Annotated in this window: 16 protein-coding genes; 6 read left to right on the top strand and 10 right to left on the bottom strand. The window is 39.5% G+C overall.

All coding sequences use genetic code 11. The features are described from left to right. Positions 1 to 99 precede the first annotated feature (99 nt). From B1201_RS12475 to B1201_RS12490, 4 genes are all read right to left on the bottom strand, one after another. Entirely contained in the window at positions 100 to 843 is a 744-nt protein-coding gene (locus B1201_RS12475; protein ID WP_078193819.1) for an SDR family oxidoreductase, read from the bottom strand. A gap of 19 nt (positions 844 to 862) precedes the next feature. After that, complete coding sequence (locus B1201_RS12480; protein WP_078193820.1) at positions 863 to 1,561, bottom strand: histidine phosphatase family protein; 699 nt, start codon at positions 1,559 to 1,561, stop codon at positions 863 to 865. Beyond that, positions 1,558 to 2,679, bottom strand: coding sequence for a phosphotransferase family protein (locus B1201_RS12485; RefSeq protein WP_078193821.1), 1,122 nt, complete (start codon positions 2,677 to 2,679; stop codon positions 1,558 to 1,560). The genes B1201_RS12480 and B1201_RS12485 overlap by 4 nt, the downstream gene beginning before the upstream one ends. A 110-nt stretch (positions 2,680 to 2,789) precedes the next feature. Further along, complete coding sequence (locus tag B1201_RS12490) at positions 2,790 to 4,031, bottom strand: acyl-CoA dehydrogenase family protein (protein ID WP_078193822.1); 1,242 nt, start codon at positions 4,029 to 4,031, stop codon at positions 2,790 to 2,792. Positions 4,032 to 4,124: 93 nt separating this feature from the next. Between B1201_RS12490 and B1201_RS12495 the strand changes: the two genes are divergently transcribed. The 5 genes from B1201_RS12495 (at position 4,125) to B1201_RS12515 (ending at position 8,519) form a co-directional block, all read left to right on the top strand. Continuing rightward, positions 4,125 to 5,042 (top strand): LysR family transcriptional regulator, encoded by a 918-nt coding sequence (locus B1201_RS12495; protein ID WP_078193823.1) that lies wholly within the window; start codon positions 4,125 to 4,127, stop codon positions 5,040 to 5,042. A 185-nt stretch (positions 5,043 to 5,227) separates the two neighbouring features. Further along, a complete protein-coding gene (locus B1201_RS12500; RefSeq protein WP_078193824.1) occupies positions 5,228 to 5,782 on the top strand; it encodes a thermonuclease family protein in 555 nt (184 codons plus the stop codon). A gap of 139 nt (positions 5,783 to 5,921) precedes the next feature. Continuing rightward, complete coding sequence (locus B1201_RS12505) at positions 5,922 to 6,698, top strand: DUF805 domain-containing protein (RefSeq protein ID WP_078193825.1); 777 nt, start codon at positions 5,922 to 5,924, stop codon at positions 6,696 to 6,698. A 191-nt stretch (positions 6,699 to 6,889) separates the two neighbouring features. After that, a complete protein-coding gene (locus B1201_RS12510; RefSeq protein WP_171263796.1) occupies positions 6,890 to 7,336 on the top strand; it encodes a MarR family winged helix-turn-helix transcriptional regulator in 447 nt (148 codons plus the stop codon). Next, positions 7,320 to 8,519 (top strand): MFS transporter, encoded by a 1,200-nt coding sequence (locus B1201_RS12515; RefSeq protein ID WP_171263797.1) that lies wholly within the window; start codon positions 7,320 to 7,322, stop codon positions 8,517 to 8,519. The genes B1201_RS12510 and B1201_RS12515 overlap by 17 nt, the downstream gene beginning before the upstream one ends. 7 nt (positions 8,520 to 8,526) lie before the next feature. Here the strand turns inward: B1201_RS12515 and B1201_RS12520 are convergent, their stop codons facing one another. Beyond that, the gene (locus B1201_RS12520) at positions 8,527 to 9,513 is read right to left on the bottom strand and encodes a GlxA family transcriptional regulator (protein ID WP_078193826.1); all 987 of its coding nucleotides are present in this window, start codon (positions 9,511 to 9,513) and stop codon (positions 8,527 to 8,529) included. 122 nt (positions 9,514 to 9,635) lie between these two features. Here B1201_RS12520 and B1201_RS12525 point away from each other — a divergent pair, with 122 nt between their 5' ends. Further along, positions 9,636 to 11,423, top strand: a complete 1,788-nt coding sequence (locus B1201_RS12525) for an acyl-CoA dehydrogenase (protein WP_078193827.1) — start codon at positions 9,636 to 9,638, stop codon at positions 11,421 to 11,423. 155 nt (positions 11,424 to 11,578) lie between these two features. On the opposite strand, the gene B1201_RS12530 is transcribed toward B1201_RS12525, so the two are convergent. The 5 genes from B1201_RS12530 to B1201_RS12550 form a co-directional block, all read right to left on the bottom strand. Next, a complete protein-coding gene (locus B1201_RS12530) occupies positions 11,579 to 12,181 on the bottom strand; it encodes a nitroreductase family protein (protein ID WP_078193828.1) in 603 nt (200 codons plus the stop codon). A gap of 203 nt (positions 12,182 to 12,384) precedes the next feature. Next, complete coding sequence (locus B1201_RS12535) at positions 12,385 to 12,876, bottom strand: hypothetical protein (protein ID WP_078193829.1); 492 nt, start codon at positions 12,874 to 12,876, stop codon at positions 12,385 to 12,387. Positions 12,877 to 13,237: 361 nt separating this feature from the next. Beyond that, positions 13,238 to 14,632 (bottom strand): class II fumarate hydratase, encoded by a 1,395-nt coding sequence (gene fumC / locus B1201_RS12540; protein ID WP_078193830.1) that lies wholly within the window; start codon positions 14,630 to 14,632, stop codon positions 13,238 to 13,240. A 199-nt stretch (positions 14,633 to 14,831) separates the two neighbouring features. Continuing rightward, positions 14,832 to 15,839, bottom strand: a complete 1,008-nt coding sequence (locus B1201_RS12545; protein WP_078193831.1) for an SDR family NAD(P)-dependent oxidoreductase — start codon at positions 15,837 to 15,839, stop codon at positions 14,832 to 14,834. 517 nt (positions 15,840 to 16,356) lie between these two features. Continuing rightward, positions 16,357 to 16,953, bottom strand: a complete 597-nt coding sequence (locus B1201_RS12550) for a phosphatase PAP2 family protein (protein ID WP_078193832.1) — start codon at positions 16,951 to 16,953, stop codon at positions 16,357 to 16,359. Positions 16,954 to 17,082 lie beyond the last annotated feature (129 nt).

The raw sequence follows: 17,082 nt of genomic DNA on the forward strand, positions 1-17,082 counted from the left end.
CACAGGTTTTATGTATTCCTTTTTAACCTACAGAGGATGACGAATATCATTTGAGAATAATAAAGCCCCAAAATTGGAGCTTTATTATTGCATAAAGGTTTAACCCAATTTATTCACGATCTTCAACGGCAATACTTTCATCGCAAGACCTAAAGGCAACCACGGCCATTGTGGTACATAAGCTTTAACTGGTGCTTTCTCAATGGCTTTTGCTAAAAGATGTGAACCAGTTTTTTCATCGACTTCAAATGGTAGTTTTTTCGCACCTTCATTGATCTCCGTACGAATATAACCAGGGAAAATAGTCGTCACTTTAATTGGGGTATCAATCAGCTCTGCACGAATACCTTCAGCTAGAGCAGCAACACCTGCTTTACTTGCACCATAAGCCGTTAAATGTTTAGGCATACCACGCATAGCACTCATCGACGAAATCACCACCAAATGCCCTGCATTTTGGCTACGGAAAATTTCAACCGCAGCTTCGCATTGCGCCAAAGCAGAGATAAAGTTGGTTTCAACTGTGGCACGGTTAATTTCAAAATTACCTTTACCAATACGACGGCCTTCGCCAACACCTGCATTAACAATAACACGGTCAATACTGCCAAAATCTGCTTTAAAGGCACGGAACACTTCAAACACTTGATCGTAATTTGTGACATCGAGGGTTTTCGCAATCACTTTGATGCCATATTGGCTTTCCAGTTCATTTTTTAGCGTTTCTAGACGCTCTAAACGACGTGCACAAATGGCTAAGTTGTAGCCTTTTTGTGCAAACTCGCGTGCCATTCCTGCACCAATCCCTGAGCTTGCACCTGTAATTAAAATTGTTTTAGCCATGATAATTCCTTTGTTTATCTTAGATCCAAGTCAATAAATTTGGATCAACTGCTTTTATAAAATGGTGTTCATTTAAACTGAGTAATTGCGGTTCATTTCCAACCAAACGCAGTGTTGTCATACTGGTATTGGCAATGGCCCAATTAAGTGCAAATGTTTTTTCAGGACTCAGCCCTAAAATTTTACCGACTGCAACGGAGATCACTCCACCTGAACTAAACACAACGGCATAACGCGGTTTGGTTTCAGCCAGTTGAGTGCATAACTTTTCTAGCGCTGTTTCGACTCGACTTTTAAAATGTGGCCAAGATTCATCATATTCATGATGAAATTCTCCGCCTGTCCAACGTTCAATGGCACCTTCAAAAATTTTAGATAAATAAGCACGCGGGTTTTCATGCTTCGATACATCTTCTTTTAATAAATGCGGCTGGTTAAATCGAGGTTCATATTGAGCAAAAACTTGCTGATGATTAAATTCATTCCACGCGTTATCTGTATCAACTTGTGCTTCTGGAAAGCATTCAGCCAATGCAAGATTGGCTGTTTGTTGATGACGTTGCATTGAGCCCGCAACCACATAAGGACTTTCTTTTAAAATACGGTCGAAATACTGTCCCAGCACCTTAGCCTGTAGCTCACCATTGGGAGAAAGCTTGTCATAGCTTTCTGCACCAAAAGAAGCCTGACCGTGCCGAATTAAATATATCGTGGTCATTTCCCTAAAATATCCTTCATTTTTTCAATATATTTTTGTGCCACATCATTGGCTTCAAGTTTTTGCAAACCGATAAGTTTTAAGGCACGAATATGTAAAGCATGGATCACAATCCAAAAATCTTTAAATGCCGGATTATTGGTTTGTTTGTGGTAAAAGCGATAATAAATTTGCTGTGCAATTACCGCTAAACGGAAAATACCGAACACTTCATAAAAGGTCCAATTGTCCGTTTGAAGACCAGTTTTTTCTAAGTAATATTCAACGACTTCTTTACGGCTAAACATTCCTTTCAAGTTGGTCGGCTGACGGCGTGTGGCTTTAAAAATTGCGTTATCGCCACTTTCAACCCAATACGCCAAAGCTGAGCCTAAGTCCATCAATGGATCACCAAGCGTTGCCATTTCCCAATCCAATACGCCAATCACTTGGGTAGGATCATTTGGATCTAATATCACGTTATCAAAACGCCAATCGTTATGAATTACACAGGTTTTAGAGTCAGCAGGAATATTGTCTTTGAGCCAATTACGGACATATTTAAAAGAAGGAACATTTAAGGTTTTGGCTTTTTCATAACGCGCGTCCCAACCTTCCACTTGACGACGACAGTATCCGTCGCCCTTACCTATTTTTTCTAAAGCGGTGCCTTCATAAGGCACTTGATGCAGTTCAATTAACTTATCGATGACGTTGGTACACAACGCTCGAACTTGAGTTTCATCAAAATTAATTTCTTTGGGTAAGTTTGCACGTGGAATGATACCTTCTACGCGTTTCATTACATAGAAATCACAGCCAATCACTGATTCGTCCTGACATAGTGCCACCATCTCAGGGAGTACAGGATAAAATTCAGATAATGCCTTCTGAACGTTATACTCACGTGCCATATCATGTGCAGACTTGGCTTTGGTGCCTTTCGGTGGACGACGTAAGATTAAATCAGCATTGTCGTATTTTAAGCGATAAGTCCAATTTGATGCGCCACCTGAATATTGAGTGACTTCTACAGGCCCTTCTATTTCAACGCCATGTTCAATCAACCAATTTCCTACAGCACGTACATCCAGTTCTTCACCCTCACGAACTGAACCGCCTACATCGATCACTGACATGCTTTTCTTCCTAAACTTGAATCTATCATGATGATAAAAATATAATTTTCTATAGTTTTATAGCATGGACAATTCGGGGTTGCCATGCCAAATATGTGACTACAACTTGTTTATTTTTTACGGCGACTGCTGTAACCGCGCTTAGCCAACTCTAATTTGGCAATCATGCCTTTATGCACTTCATCAGGGCCATCAGCTAGACGCAGTGAACGTGCTTGCGCAAAGAAACCTGTGAGCGGTGTATCTCGAGAAACTCCAGCACCGCCGTGAATTTGAATCGCCATATCGACAACTTTTTCTAAGACACTCGGCGCGACCACTTTAATTGCAGAAATCTCGGTTAATGCAGCCATATTCCCTAGAGTATCCATTTTATATGCTGCATAAAGGGTCAGTAAACGTGCTTGATCGATTGCAACACGCGCTTCTGCTACGCGTTCTAAATTGCCACCGAGTTTTAAAATTTCTTTACCAAACGCAGTGCGGCTCATACCGCGGTCAATCATCAATTCTAGCGATTTCTCAGCAGCACCAATACAACGCATACAGTGATGAATACGGCCTGGGCCTAAACGACCTTGTGCAATTTCAAAACCTTGACCTGCTCCGCCAATGAAATTTGCAACAGGAACACGAACATTTGTGAAGCTAATTTCACCATGTCCATGTGGTGCATCGTAGTCGCCAAAGACCGGAAGCATACGTTCGATTTTGACTCCATCCGTATCTACTGGAACTAAAACCATAGAATGCTGATGATGACGATCTTTACTTTCATCTGGTGTATGCGCCATAAAAATAATGATTTTGGCATTTGGATCACCTAAACCTGAAGACCACCATTTACGTCCATTCAACACAATTTCATCGCCTTCAACGACAGCTGTAGCTTCCATATTGGTTGCATCACTTGAAGCAACAGCAGGTTCTGTCATACAAAATACTGAACGGATTTTGCCGTCCAGTAATGGTGTTAACCATTGCTGCTTTTGTTCTTCAGTACCATAGCGCCAAATCACTTCCATATTGCCGCTGTCAGGTGCATTACAATTGAATACCGTAGGTACAAGTAGGCTACGGCCTGAAAGTTCTGCGATGTGTGCATATTCTTGTACAGATAAGCCTTGCCCAAGTTCAGAACAAGGTAAGAACATATTCCATAAGCCCGCAGCTTTGGCTTTATCTTTTAAGACCTCTAACTGTGCCGGCCATTGCCATTTGGTCCAATCGCCACCTTGGTTCAGCTCATGAACTTCTGCCCAAAACTCAGTTTCTACAGGCTCAATTTCATCTTTAATAAATTTTTTTGTTCTTTCAATATAATCTTGTGCACGTGCTGAAAGTTCAAACATGACAACATCCTTTAAATATTATGTTCTTTACGCTTTACAACACCATAACCGGAAATCTAATATGAACAAAATGATTTAATTCAATAGATGAACATGAATAGTATTCATAAAAACACCGTCATCGATATGGGTGTGTTTCACCGTATGGATATCAATTTATATCCGCTGTATATCGCAATTTATGAACAAAAAAGCATTTCAAAAGCTGCAAAAATTTTGTGTATTACTCAGTCTGCAGCGAGTCATGCACTTCAACGGTTAAGACAACATTTACAAGATGACTTATTTGTACGTGCTGGAGCAAAAATGCTTCCGACGCCATTTGCCGAGCAGATTTATCCTGTAATTAAAAATGCGCTTATTGCGATTCAAAGTATTTCTATCCAAAAACAACAATTTACTCCTTCAATGGTACAGAGCTTGAAAATTGCGGTACATGATGAAATTGAACCGATCATTTTTCCCAAGTTAGTTGAACACTTTCATCAGCAGCAGTTTCAGATTCAATTTTCCAGTATCAAATTAGACCGCAAAACCATTGTGGCTGACCTTGCTGCACAGCAAATTGATTTTGCGATTGACCTTGAGCAAAACTTTGGTGAAAAGATTAATTTTCAAACCTTAGTTGAAGACCAATTCGTGGTTTGTAGTCAACATCCCAAAATGGATGAACATATTTATCTTTCGGCTCCTCATATTGGGGTTTCTTCCCGACGTGCAGGTGTATTAGTTGAAGATATTTATTTAAATCGTAAAAAACACTCTAGAGAGATTTTTTTACGCTGTCAGCATTACTCTACTGCGCTACAAATTTTGGCACAGCAGCCCAAGGCGATATTGACGATTCCGCAAAATATTTTGACGCATTTACAGGTTGCTCCCGAACTGAATATTTTTGATGTACCTGTAGACTTGCCGAAAATTAAATTAGGGATGTATTGGCATAATGATTTGGAATTAAATTCACGGCATGTCTTTTTGCGAAGCGAAATTTCTAAAATATTTGCTTAGGCTATTTAAATGGGTTTAGATTGAATTCTGCGTGATGAAACTTGCTGTATATTTATAGATCAAATGCTGATTATTTAAGGTATTTTTAACTGATCGCCGGTTTATTCGACAGCCATAAATCATGAGTTCTTATAAAATCTAAACTCCTGTTTTTATGCGATATGACTTCGTTCATATCATTATGTATGCTTTCAAATCTCTCCGCGAATTGGCTCATGGCGTTAGGTGCAGTACTGTGCTTGATCACAGTCTATGTTCTCTATAAAGTCACCATTTTCTTAAAGGATTTTTTTCAACCCTTTAAGAAAGGAAAATCTTACCTCTGCCGTGTATCCGATATTAGTGATGGCGATACCCTCACCTGCTATCGGATGAATCTGAGACGTTCTAAAACCAAACTTCGCTTTGCTTATGTGGATGCGCCAGAATCGACACAAGCCTACGGTAAAGAGTCTGCACGCCTGATCAAATCTATGGTTTACAAGAAATTTGTTCGTGTAAAAATCACTGATGTAGACCGTTATGGCCGCTGCGTTGGGGTCATTTATCGCTATCGTAAATGCATGAATGAAGAAATGGTAAAACGTGGTGCTGCGTGGGTGTACGAAGAATACATCCGTGACCAAAAGCATTTGCACTATATGATGAATTTACAAAGTAAAGCACGTAAACAAAAGAAAGGTTTGTGGAAAGCCAGTCGTCCAATGCGCCCTAAAGAGTATCGTAAATTACATAAATAACAGACCACATTACAGCATGGCTAAGGAATATTTGATGACTTAGCCATGTCTAATATTTGACCTTTTTTTACTTCGCTATACAATAAAGCTGCCCTTTGGGGCATAGAAAATAAATTAGATAATTAAAATTGGAATAATAATGACTGAACTTACTTCAAGCGAATTGAATCCGTTTCAACAAGATCAAAATATTCAGCCTCAAATTCAAAAAGCCGATCATCCACTGTCTCCTGAAGGACGTTTTGGCCGCCTGTCCTATTTAGCGTGGTTATTTATCATTAGTATGATTTATACCTGCCTATTGGGCATCAGCGTCGCGCTAGGTGTTTTTGCATTTTTCAATTCAGCAGAACGTAGTATTGAAGCACTTTTTAATTCATTCTTAGGACTCAGTGCAATCGCACTGATTGTCGTTTCCATCGTTGCAATGTTTGTCGCAATGATCTGCATTACGATTCGTCGTTTACATGATCTAAATAAAAGCGGTTGGCTCTGTTTAATTTTTCTCATCCCTCTCGTCGGTACCATCTTTAGCATTTATGTGATGGCTGCAAAAGGCACTGAAGGTGAAAATAAATATGGTATTAAGCGTCCAACGGAACAAACAGAGAAAGTTATTGGGTCATTGTATCTAATCCTGATGATTGTTTATTTATTGGTCATGATCCCATTGATGTTCAATATGCAAAGTATGATGAGCAATTTAGAACAAGCGCAATTACAAGAACAAGCAATGATGTCTGAAGGTGAACCTGAAGAATTAACAGATGAACAACTTGCGGCTTATTTAGAGCAAGCTGAATCAGAAGGTGAAGAACTTGCTTATGCAGATGGTGAAAGTGTAGAAATTTCAGAAAATGCAGACAGCTCAGCGGAAGATGCAGCAATTGCAGCTGCAGAAGCTTCTGTAGAATAAACACGTATTGTTTAAGGTATCAATTCATCGATATGCATTGAACGATAAGCTTTAAATGAAATGTTATGCAAGAAAACCTGTGCGCACACAGGTTTTTTTTATACCTGATTTTTATGCTTTGAGTTGTTCACTTGAATTGAAAATAAATTAGGCGTAAAGTTGCGATAATTTAGTTACCCTAGTTAACTATCATGAATTCCACATTAGGTTTCCGCTCTTCACTTCTGCGCTGTGCGCGTCTGATGAGTGATGAAATCAACACGATTTTATTGCCCTATCATTTGAACTATTCACTTTGGCAAGTCATGTTTGTCATCCGTGAAAAAACTGCTTGTACATCTATTGAAATGGCTGAATATTTAAACGTATCCAAGCCATCCATCACAAAGCGAGTCAAAATTCTTGTACAGATGGATATTTTGAGTCATGTGCAAACGGACGATAAACGTCAAAAGAAAATGATGCTCAGCGAGACTGGACGTGAGTTATTTCAGCAATGTGCAAAAGACATAGATGCCTTTGAGCAGCGCCTGATCGCGCGATTAGCAAGCCAAGATATCCAACACTCCATTCAAATTTTACACCGTGTCATGCAAGAACTTGAACAAAGCACTGTAGGTGATGATCATGCAAGATAAAGCACCACTTTGGACTCGAAATTTTATTTTAGTCAGCGCCATTAACTTCCAATTGGTTTTAACCTTTTATCTCTTGGTTGTGGTGATCGTGGGCTATGCGGTGGCTGAATTGGGTGCGACAACTGCTCAAGCCGGTCTAGTTTCAGGCTTGTTCATTGTCGGCACCTTGGTCGGGCGTTTATTGGTGGGTAAGTTCCTAGAGCGTTTTGGTCGTAAAACAACACTGATCGTTGGTTTAATTGGCTTTTTAGTCTTTTCTGGTTTTTACTTCATTCAGTTTGGCGTCGGCATGTTGCTTTTCATCCGCTTTATGCATGGCTTTATGATGGGTATGGCATCAACAGTGCTGGGTACCTTAATTGCCCAAATCTTACCAGCGACACGTCGCGGTGAAGGCATTGGCTACTACAGCATGAGTAGTACGTTAGGTACGGCTATTGGGCCATTTCTTGCCATTTGGATGATGTTACATATTGGTTATCATGCGATTTTTATCGTTTCTACGATTATCGCATTGAGCTGCCTATTGGTTGCCTTGCTGATTCAAGTGCCCGATTTACCCAAAATCAATAAACCCCTCGATACTGTTGAAGCCGTCAAAAAACCAAGTTGGATTGCTCAATTTGTAGAGCCTAAAGCATTACCGATATCATTCATCATGCTTTTCGCTTCAATCTGCTATTCAGGCGTTTTGTCTTTCATTAACTTTTATGCCAAAGAAATCGATTTGGTTGAAACAGCCTCGTTTTTCTTTTTGATGTATGCCATTGCGATTTTAATTTCTCGCCCATTTACTGGCCCTTTGATGGATCGTAAAGGTGAAAATATTGTGATCTACCCTGCTTTTGTGATTATGGGCGTAGCATTGGTACTGCTCAGCATCACTCAGAGTTCATGGATGCTTTTACTTTGTGCCGGCTTACTTGGACTCGGTTATGGCAATATTCAGTCGGTCTGCCAAACAGTTGCCGTGAAAAGTGCACCGCTTGAACGTATGGGCTTTGCCACTTCGACTTTCTTTATATTTTTGGATGCAGGCTTAGGCTTTGGACCATACTTTATCGGTAAATTGCTCGACCATATTGGTTACTCACAATTGTATTTGTATAGCGCATTTGCTGCCTTTGCATGTATTGGTGCTTACTACATTTTACATGGTCGTTATACCGTTCGAACGGCTTAAACTATAACTAAACATCAAATCGTCGGCTGAAACGTCGACGATATTCTAAGGGGCTCAGCCCCGTTTTTTTTTGAAATAACCGTCGAAATGAGCTTGGGTCACTATAGCCAACATCTCGCATAATCAGATCTAAAGCATGTCCCGTTTCTTCTAAACGCTTTCGTGCAGCTTCAATCCGTATCGATTGTAAGTACTGATTCGGTGGAATATCCAAAGCTGCTTTAAAATGTCGAATCAATGTCCTCGTTGTCACATTAAACTGCGCCGCAAGTTCATCTAAGACAATATTTTCATGATAATGCTGTTCTAACCAATCTTGAACTTTTTGCACCAAACCATCCTGATGCGGTTTAGATATTTTCAATAATGAATAGGACAACTGACTATCACGACGATAATCCAATACAAATGATTTTGCCGTATGGATTGCCGTTTCAAAACCATAAAAACGTTCTATTAGGTGTAGTCCCAAATCAAACCATGCTAAGCCGCCGCCTGCACAATAGATATTTTGGTCATGGCTAATGAGCTGATCTGCATTCAGTTTGACCAAAGGATAGCGTTCACGAAACATTTGCTGAAAGCCCCAATGCGTCGTTGCCTGCTTACCATCTAAAAGCCCTGATTCTGCCAGAAAAAAATTACCCGTACAATTTCCTGCGATCAGTCCGCTCTGCAATTGCCGAGTTTTTAATAACTCGATTAGTGCTGAATTTTGCGCTAAAACATCTAAGATCGGCGCGCCTATCGTTGGAACAATGATGATATCTGCATCTGTTATTTCAGAAAATGCTAAATCTGCATAAAGCTTGATGCCATTGATACATTGCACTGCTTGACCATGTTGTGAGGCAATTTTGACCTGAAATAGCCGCTGCACATTTTGTTTTTGAATCCGGTTCCAACTGACTCCCGCCATTGCAAATAGATCAACAACCCCAGTAATCGCGGAAGCCAAAGCACCATCAAATGCTAAAATTATGATTTTCTTCATTTAAAGTTCAAATTATCAAAATGTCATTTTTAACTTATTGAGTGTCATTATTGACAATTCTATATCCAAAAATCAACTGCTAGGCTTAAGGCATAAAATTCAACCCGATTAGAGATTGAGCAATGGCGCAGTTAATCAATGACAAAGATTTAAATTTTTTGCTATTTGACGTGTTTAAAGCACAAGACTTAACGCATTACCCACGTTTTGCTGAGCATGATGCTGAAACCTTCAAAAGCATCCTAGAAACTGCACAAGGTATTGCTCAAGACTTTTTTGCACCCCATAACGCAACTGCCGATCAAAACGAACCTACGTTTGATGGTCAACAGGTTAAAACCATTGCTGAAGTCAAAACGGCATGGAAACAATTTGCTGATGCCGGCTTGCTTTGTGCGCAGCATGATTATGATGCAGGCGGTATGCAACTTCCGACTTTGATCAACATGGCTGCAAATGCCTATTTCATGTCGGCAAATCCTTCATCAGTGGCTTATTCATTTCTAACCGCTGCGGCTGCAAATGTGATTCAGGCTTTTGGTACGACCGAACAAAAAGATAGGTTTGTACCGCATATGTTTAGTGGTCGTTTTGCAGGAACGATGGCCATGACTGAACCTGATGTGGGTTCATCTTTGGGTGATTTGACCACAAAAGCCATACAGCAAGCCGATGGTACCTACCTCATCAAAGGCCAAAAGATGTTTATTTCAGGGGGTGACCAAGACATCACTGAAAATATCGTGCATTTGGTCCTTGCTCGCATCCAAGATGCACCTCAGGGCGTGAAAGGTATATCGCTGTTTATTGTTCCGAAGTTTAAAACCCTGAGCAATGGTTCACTTGCAGGCGCCAATGACGTTCAACTGGCCGGCTTATTACATAAAATGGGCTACCGAGGTACAACATCGACTGTGCTGAGCTTTGGTGAAAAAGACCAATGTACAGGCTATCTAATTGGTGAAGCAGGTGCTGGTCTTAAATATATGTTTAAGATGATGAATGAAGCACGAGTCGGTGTCGGCTTAGGTGCAGCCATGATTGGATACCGTGGCTATTTAGAGTCACTCGAATATGCCAAAAACCGTCCACAAGGCCGCTTAGTTTCAGATAAAAATCCTGCTGCGAAACCTGTCAATATCATTCAACATACAGATGTTAAACGGATGCTTTTGGCGCAAAAATCCTATGTAGAAGGCGCACTTGCGTTATGTTTATTTGCTGCACGTTTAATTGATGAACATCAAGCCGCTAACAATGATGACAGTGCACTGTTATTAGATTTGATTATCCCTGTCGTCAAATCATTCCCTTCCGCCTATGGACCAAAAGCCAATGATTTAGCCATTCAAGTTTTAGGTGGCGCTGGCTATACCCGTGAATATCCGCTTGAACAATGCTATCGCGACAATCGCTTAAATCCGATCCATGAAGGTACATTTGGGATTCAATCTTTGGATTTGTTGGGTCGTAAGCTTTGGCAGCACAACAGCATAGGTTTGATGCTGTTATTACAACGTATGCAAAATACGATTGATCAAGCTCAACATCCAAAAACGCAAGCGCTTGCAGCGATTTTTTCAGGGCATTTAAACACCGTGAAGAAAACCACACAAAGTTTGGGACAAGTCCTCGCACAAGGTCGTGTCGATCAGGCGCTGGGTAATTCTGCCTTGTATCTAGACATGATGGGCAAAGTCATCATTTCATGGTTATGGCTTGAAATGGCTAATCAAGCCCTAGTGAAATTTGAACATTCAGATTTAGCTGAAGATCAACAATTCTTAGCCGGTAAATTACAAGCCGCGCAATATTATATCCGCTGGGAGTTACCTGAAATAGAACATCAAGCCAAGTTATTGCTAGAACTTGATGATACTTGCCTCAACATGCAAGAAAGTTGGTTCTAGCCACCCGTTTAGCTCAGTCCTCAATGGGCTAATCTGGACAAGGTTTTCACGGATGAAAATCTTGTCCAACCCTATCTATCTCAATAAAACTGCAATAAAAAAAGGAACTTATTTTTCGTTCCTTTTTTATCGAAATTGTGTGTTATACACTGCAATTATTGAAAGACTTTAAAACGAGCTGCATCATCCATATAGCCTTTTTCTTTCGCTTCACCTTCCACTGAACCAAAAACTAATTGAGCACGAAGTTTCCAATGCGCAGGAATGTCCCATTCAGCATGCACTTGTTCATCCACAATTGGGTTGTAATGCTGTAGTGATGCACCTAAACCTTCGGTGTGCAACGCTGTCCAAGTCGCAAATTGGGCAATGGCAGTTGAGTGTTCTGCCCAAATCGGAAAGTTTTCTGCATAAGACGGAAATTGTGCTTGTAGCCCACTGACCACATCTAAATCTTCAAAGAACAGAACCGTACCCAAACCTGCTGCAAAACTTGCCATTTTAGCCGTGGTCTTCGCAGCACTTGCTTCATCTTTTGCATAAGATTTTAATTTGTCAGCGACTAAGCCCCAAAATTTTTCGCTTTCACCGTTAAATAAAATAACAGCACGAGAAGATTGTGAATTAAATGAAGACGGGCTTTGTTTAATCGCTGTTTGGATCAAATCAGTTAAATATTCTGTGCTTTGGCTTACATTGTCCCCAATAGCATAAATAGTGCGACGTTTGCTTATCAGGTCAATAAACTGATTTGACATATAAAATGGTCCTTTAAAATAAAATGTGCAGATGAGTCAGAAACATTTGGAATGATAAGTATCGCAACTTTCCAAATGTTGGAATGCTTCTCCTGCTTGATGGGTCACTATGAAACAGTCACTTGTCGAAGTAAATCTGAAGTTCTGCTGTACATATAAAAAATCCTCCTAAGCGGAGGATTTTTCGACTAACTTTTTGACGTTTAGAATTTTGCTTCTAGTACATTCGCTGACACTTGGTTTTTCCAAAGCTCACGTAACGTCGGTAGATAGAATTTTTCACCTAGCTCGACCAACTCAGCATCAATCAAACCATGAACTTCGTGCATGAATAGATAATCTAGTTCAACAGTTTGTAATTTTGACTGTGCTTTTTTATATTCTTTACGCTTTTGCTGAGCTTTTTTTACCAAGTTATCTGCATAAGCACGGTCTTTATATTGAGCAATAGCATTCAAACGTAGTTCAATTACGCCCCAACCACTGAGTAGCAATTTAAATTTTTCAAAATCTGTCGTTGTCGATTCCCAGCTCATTTCTTCTAGATTTTCATTTTCAGGCAAAACTGGTAGCAAAAGCTCCATAACACTTGGGAAAATCTTTTTAAAATTCAAAACAAATTTAACAGGATGCTCGCCCGGATAGTCTTTAAATTGAACGTTCTTTTGGACATCTGTCAAATAGATGGTGAGCATTGGGGGAAATCCTTAAATAAAACACTGTCTTGCAAATATTTATTCAAACAAATGTCAAATAGCAACGAAAACAGAAAAAGAAAGGCATTTTAACAAGTGTGCCAATGAATTCAAAGCCCAATCCAATGAATTACTCGCTTCATCATCAGGCCTTTCTTCATTTTGTTCGTTCCCCTATTTTTAATAAATCGTCTGGTTTCTATACATACATTTCAAGATGAATATGAATCCAAAGAATCTGTGTTAGGCAATAACTAGTTGAAAAATAATTCAATCATATATCCAATAAAAAGAGAGGCTAAGTATGAGTCAGCCTCTCAAATTATTTTCAAACACTCTAATTGAATGATCTCAAAACTATTTATTTGGTATTGGGTGAAACCATTTGCTCAGGACGAACCACTTCATCAAATTGCTCTGCAGTGACTAAACCGAGTTCTACCGCAACTTGCTTTAGAGTTTTACCTTCTTTATATGCAGTTTTAGCAACTTTCGCAGCATTTTCATAACCAATTACAGGATTGAGTGCCGTAACTAACATTAATGAATCATGTAAGAAATGATCGATTTTTTCACGGTTTGGCTCAATGCCTACTGCACAGTGGTCATTAAAGCTATTACATGCATCACCGAGGAGTTGAATAGATTGCAATAAGTTAAAGGCAATAACCGGCATAAACACGTTTAATTCAAAGTTACCCGATGCCCCAGCAACATTAATGGTTGTGTCATTTCCAAGTACTTGAGCAACCACCATCGTCATAGCTTCACTTTGAGTTGGATTAACCTTACCTGGCATGATGCTTGAACCTGGTTCATTTTCTGGAATGCGTAGCTCACCAAAACCACAGCGTGGGCCACTGGCTAACCAGCGCACGTCATTGGCGATTTTATTTAAACTTACAGCAAGTGTTTTTAACGCCCCCGATGCAAATACAGCAGCATCACGTCCTGCAAGTGCTTCAAATTTGTTGGGTGCAGTTACAAATGGCAGACCCGTTTGTTTCGCAAGTTCTGCTGCTGCTTTTACAGCATATTCAGGATGTGCATTCAGACCTGTGCCGACCGCTGTACCACCTAGTGGTAATTCATACAGTCCTTCTAAAGCTTGATTTAAACGCTTCAAACCATGATCGAGCTGTGAAACATAGCCGCTAAACTCTTGGCCTAATGTTAAAGGCGTTGCATCCTGTAAATGTGTACGGCCAATTTTAACAATATCTTTAAAATCGTTAGATTTAGCTTCTAAGGTATTACGCAGTTTTGTTACTGCAGGAATTAAAAGCTCATTGATTTGTAGACTTGCAGCCACATGAATTGCGGTTGGGAATGAATCGTTGGTCGATTGCGCACGATTGACATGATCATTTGGATGGACAGGTTTTTGTGAGCCCAACGGATTACCCAGTTTTTGATTGGCAATATTGGCAATTACCTCATTACAGTTCATGTTACTTTGCGTACCTGAACCCGTTTGCCAAACTACCAGTGGAAATTGTGCATCCCACTGCCCTGAGATCACTTCTTCGGCTGCATTGACGATATAACCAGAAAGTTCCTGAGGGATTTGACCCAATGCTGCGTTCGTAATCGCAGCTGATTTTTTCACGAGACCCATTGCACGAATCATTGGACGTGGTAAACGTTCACCACCAATTTTAAAGTTTTGCAAACTACGCTGTGTTTGTGCACCCCACATCGCATCGCTAGGTACTTCAACATCGCCCATTGTGTCATGTTCAATACGTGTTTGCATAAATGACCTCATATCCTTATCTATAAAACTTGAACGTCTGTGCAGAATCAAATTCTGCTGATAAATACAGTTTAGGTAACTTGCTTAGGCTTGTAAATAATAACCATTATCAATTATAAATGGATTATTTGATAATCTTTATCGTGATTTTATAAGGAAAATCATACTCAATGATGATTTTTTTCCAATACAAGACGAGTTAATTACCTCTTAATGTTTGTTGATAGAAACGCCATTCATCTTCAAGCATTTTCTTTAAATCTTGTTCAGGCTGCCAATCAAAAGTACTTTTCGCTTTCTGTGTACTTGCCCCAAGCTGGTCATATTCATGGCTTGGGTAAAAACTAGATTCGACCGTCTTAATCTCCGCCTGTGTCACTTCTGAAAGCGTATCCAACAGTTGCTGTATCGAAACCAACTCACCTGAAATATTAAAGGCCTCACAGGCAAACTGTTGCTGTGACAACCATTGCAAACATTGCCACACCGCCTTACAGCAGTCGAGTACATGCAAGAAACTCCGTTCCACAGTACCATCTTCAGTTTTGGCTTGTTTGCGAAGTTCGATAAAGTCTCGTTGTAAAGCCCCGACTTGCATCGCAAGCGGCACAATATTTTTTGGCAATGGCGCAACAAACTCACCTAAAACTGCATGTTCGAATGCACCTGCGACGTTTCCTAAACGCAAAATCGCAATTTTCCACTCATTATCAGTACGTGCTGTATCCCGTATAATTTCTTCCACCATTTGTTGAGATTTCACATAGGGATTTGGATAGGTAAAATTGATTTCTGTGTCTTCTGTTAATTCTGCCGACGACTGTCCATATACCGCTAAACTTGATAAATGGATCAGTGTTCGTACACCTGTTCGCTGCATAGCACGCAGCAAACTCATGATACAACTGACATTATCATTATAATATTCAAGTGGTTTAAGGACGGATTCTTCCAATGACTTAAAGCCTGCCGTATGAATGACAGCATCGACGTTATATTGTTCAAATACTTTATTGAGTGCGGGAGTATTGCGAATATCGAGTTTGACAAAAGGCACATACATGCCTGAAATAAATTCTAGTCGTTCAAGTGTTTGTAAATTTGCATTGGATAAATTATCCACAATAATGACTTCTTGACCTTGAGCCATTAAACTCAAGGCTATATGTGAGCCTATAAAGCCTAAACCACCAGTCACTAAAATCATTGTTTAGATACTCCTTATAGTTATCAAGCTTTTACAAATCTTTGGCATCATCTTGGTGTCGTCACCAACTTATCTACAGATCTAAATTTTGAAACTTCGCCTCAGCATTTTTCATGAGCCGAATAATCTGCAAGAGCATTCTAGTTTTATCTTACTGCTTTAGAATTTTGACTGTGTTGCAGTTATGGATATTAACTGTATTTGATTTACGACAAATGACCTAGCTAACGATCAATTTTGAAGACATTACAAGTTTTCGTGGCATTTGAGTTGAAGGCTTTTTGAAGAAGATATTTAATAATAGTCGTACAACAAAGCATATTTCGCAGCAAAAAAAGTATTAGAAGTAATCTACTCTAATGAGCAAATGGAATTGAGCAGTCTGACTATTTTTGAGATGGAGAAGCAGGATGTGAACGCCAGATGAATCATCAGAAATATTCATCTGGCAGGATGTTGGCAATGTAACTATAGCAGCAGCAAAAGTTTGTAATCGCAAATATCTAGCAAACTTAATTTAGCGGATATAGCCTTTTTTAATCATGGCTGAGAATAGGAACTCGTAAACTTTTAAGATCATGCTCACCAAATAAGACCCATATTTTCGCCATAAAGACAGTCCAACAAAATTAAGCAAAACAGCAATGATCAACGCGCCTGCCATATCCATTGGATAATGCACACCCAAATAGACTCTCGACCACGCCACAAGAAAAGCGAAAGCTAGAAATACATAGCCGACAGCTTTTTGCTTTGAAAAAATATAAGAAAATGCAATCGTACTAAAAAACAGCATGTGATCACTCGGGAATGATCCATTTGGTGAATGTTCTATAATCGTGCGTCCAACGTCCAAGACAAAGGGTCTAGGATAGTAAAAGAAACTTGAAATCACTTGGCTGATTAAAAATGCGACAATTGTAAAAACAGTGGCTTTAACGATTTGTTTTTTGGTGTCAAAACTGCCTTTAAACCAAGCCAAAAACATCAAAAGAATCACGATATAAAATAGATCATTGGCTATAAATATGGCAAAAGAAATAGTGAAATCTAAAGCATTGTCCGATGCATTGATTGAATTAAATAAACTTAAATTAAATTTCTCTATATTCATGAGATGGTTTAAAAAATGAAAAGATCATAGCACTCTGTAAAATCAAAAATTGCGTTTTATTCATATAAAGATTTTTCAGTATGTAACCGCACAGTTTATTTATGAAAAGTGATGGCTTGAGGCTGAATC

Origin of the sequence: Acinetobacter sp. ANC 5600, assembly GCF_002018395.1 — a bacterium.
Classification (GTDB): domain Bacteria; phylum Pseudomonadota; class Gammaproteobacteria; order Pseudomonadales; family Moraxellaceae; genus Acinetobacter; species Acinetobacter amyesii.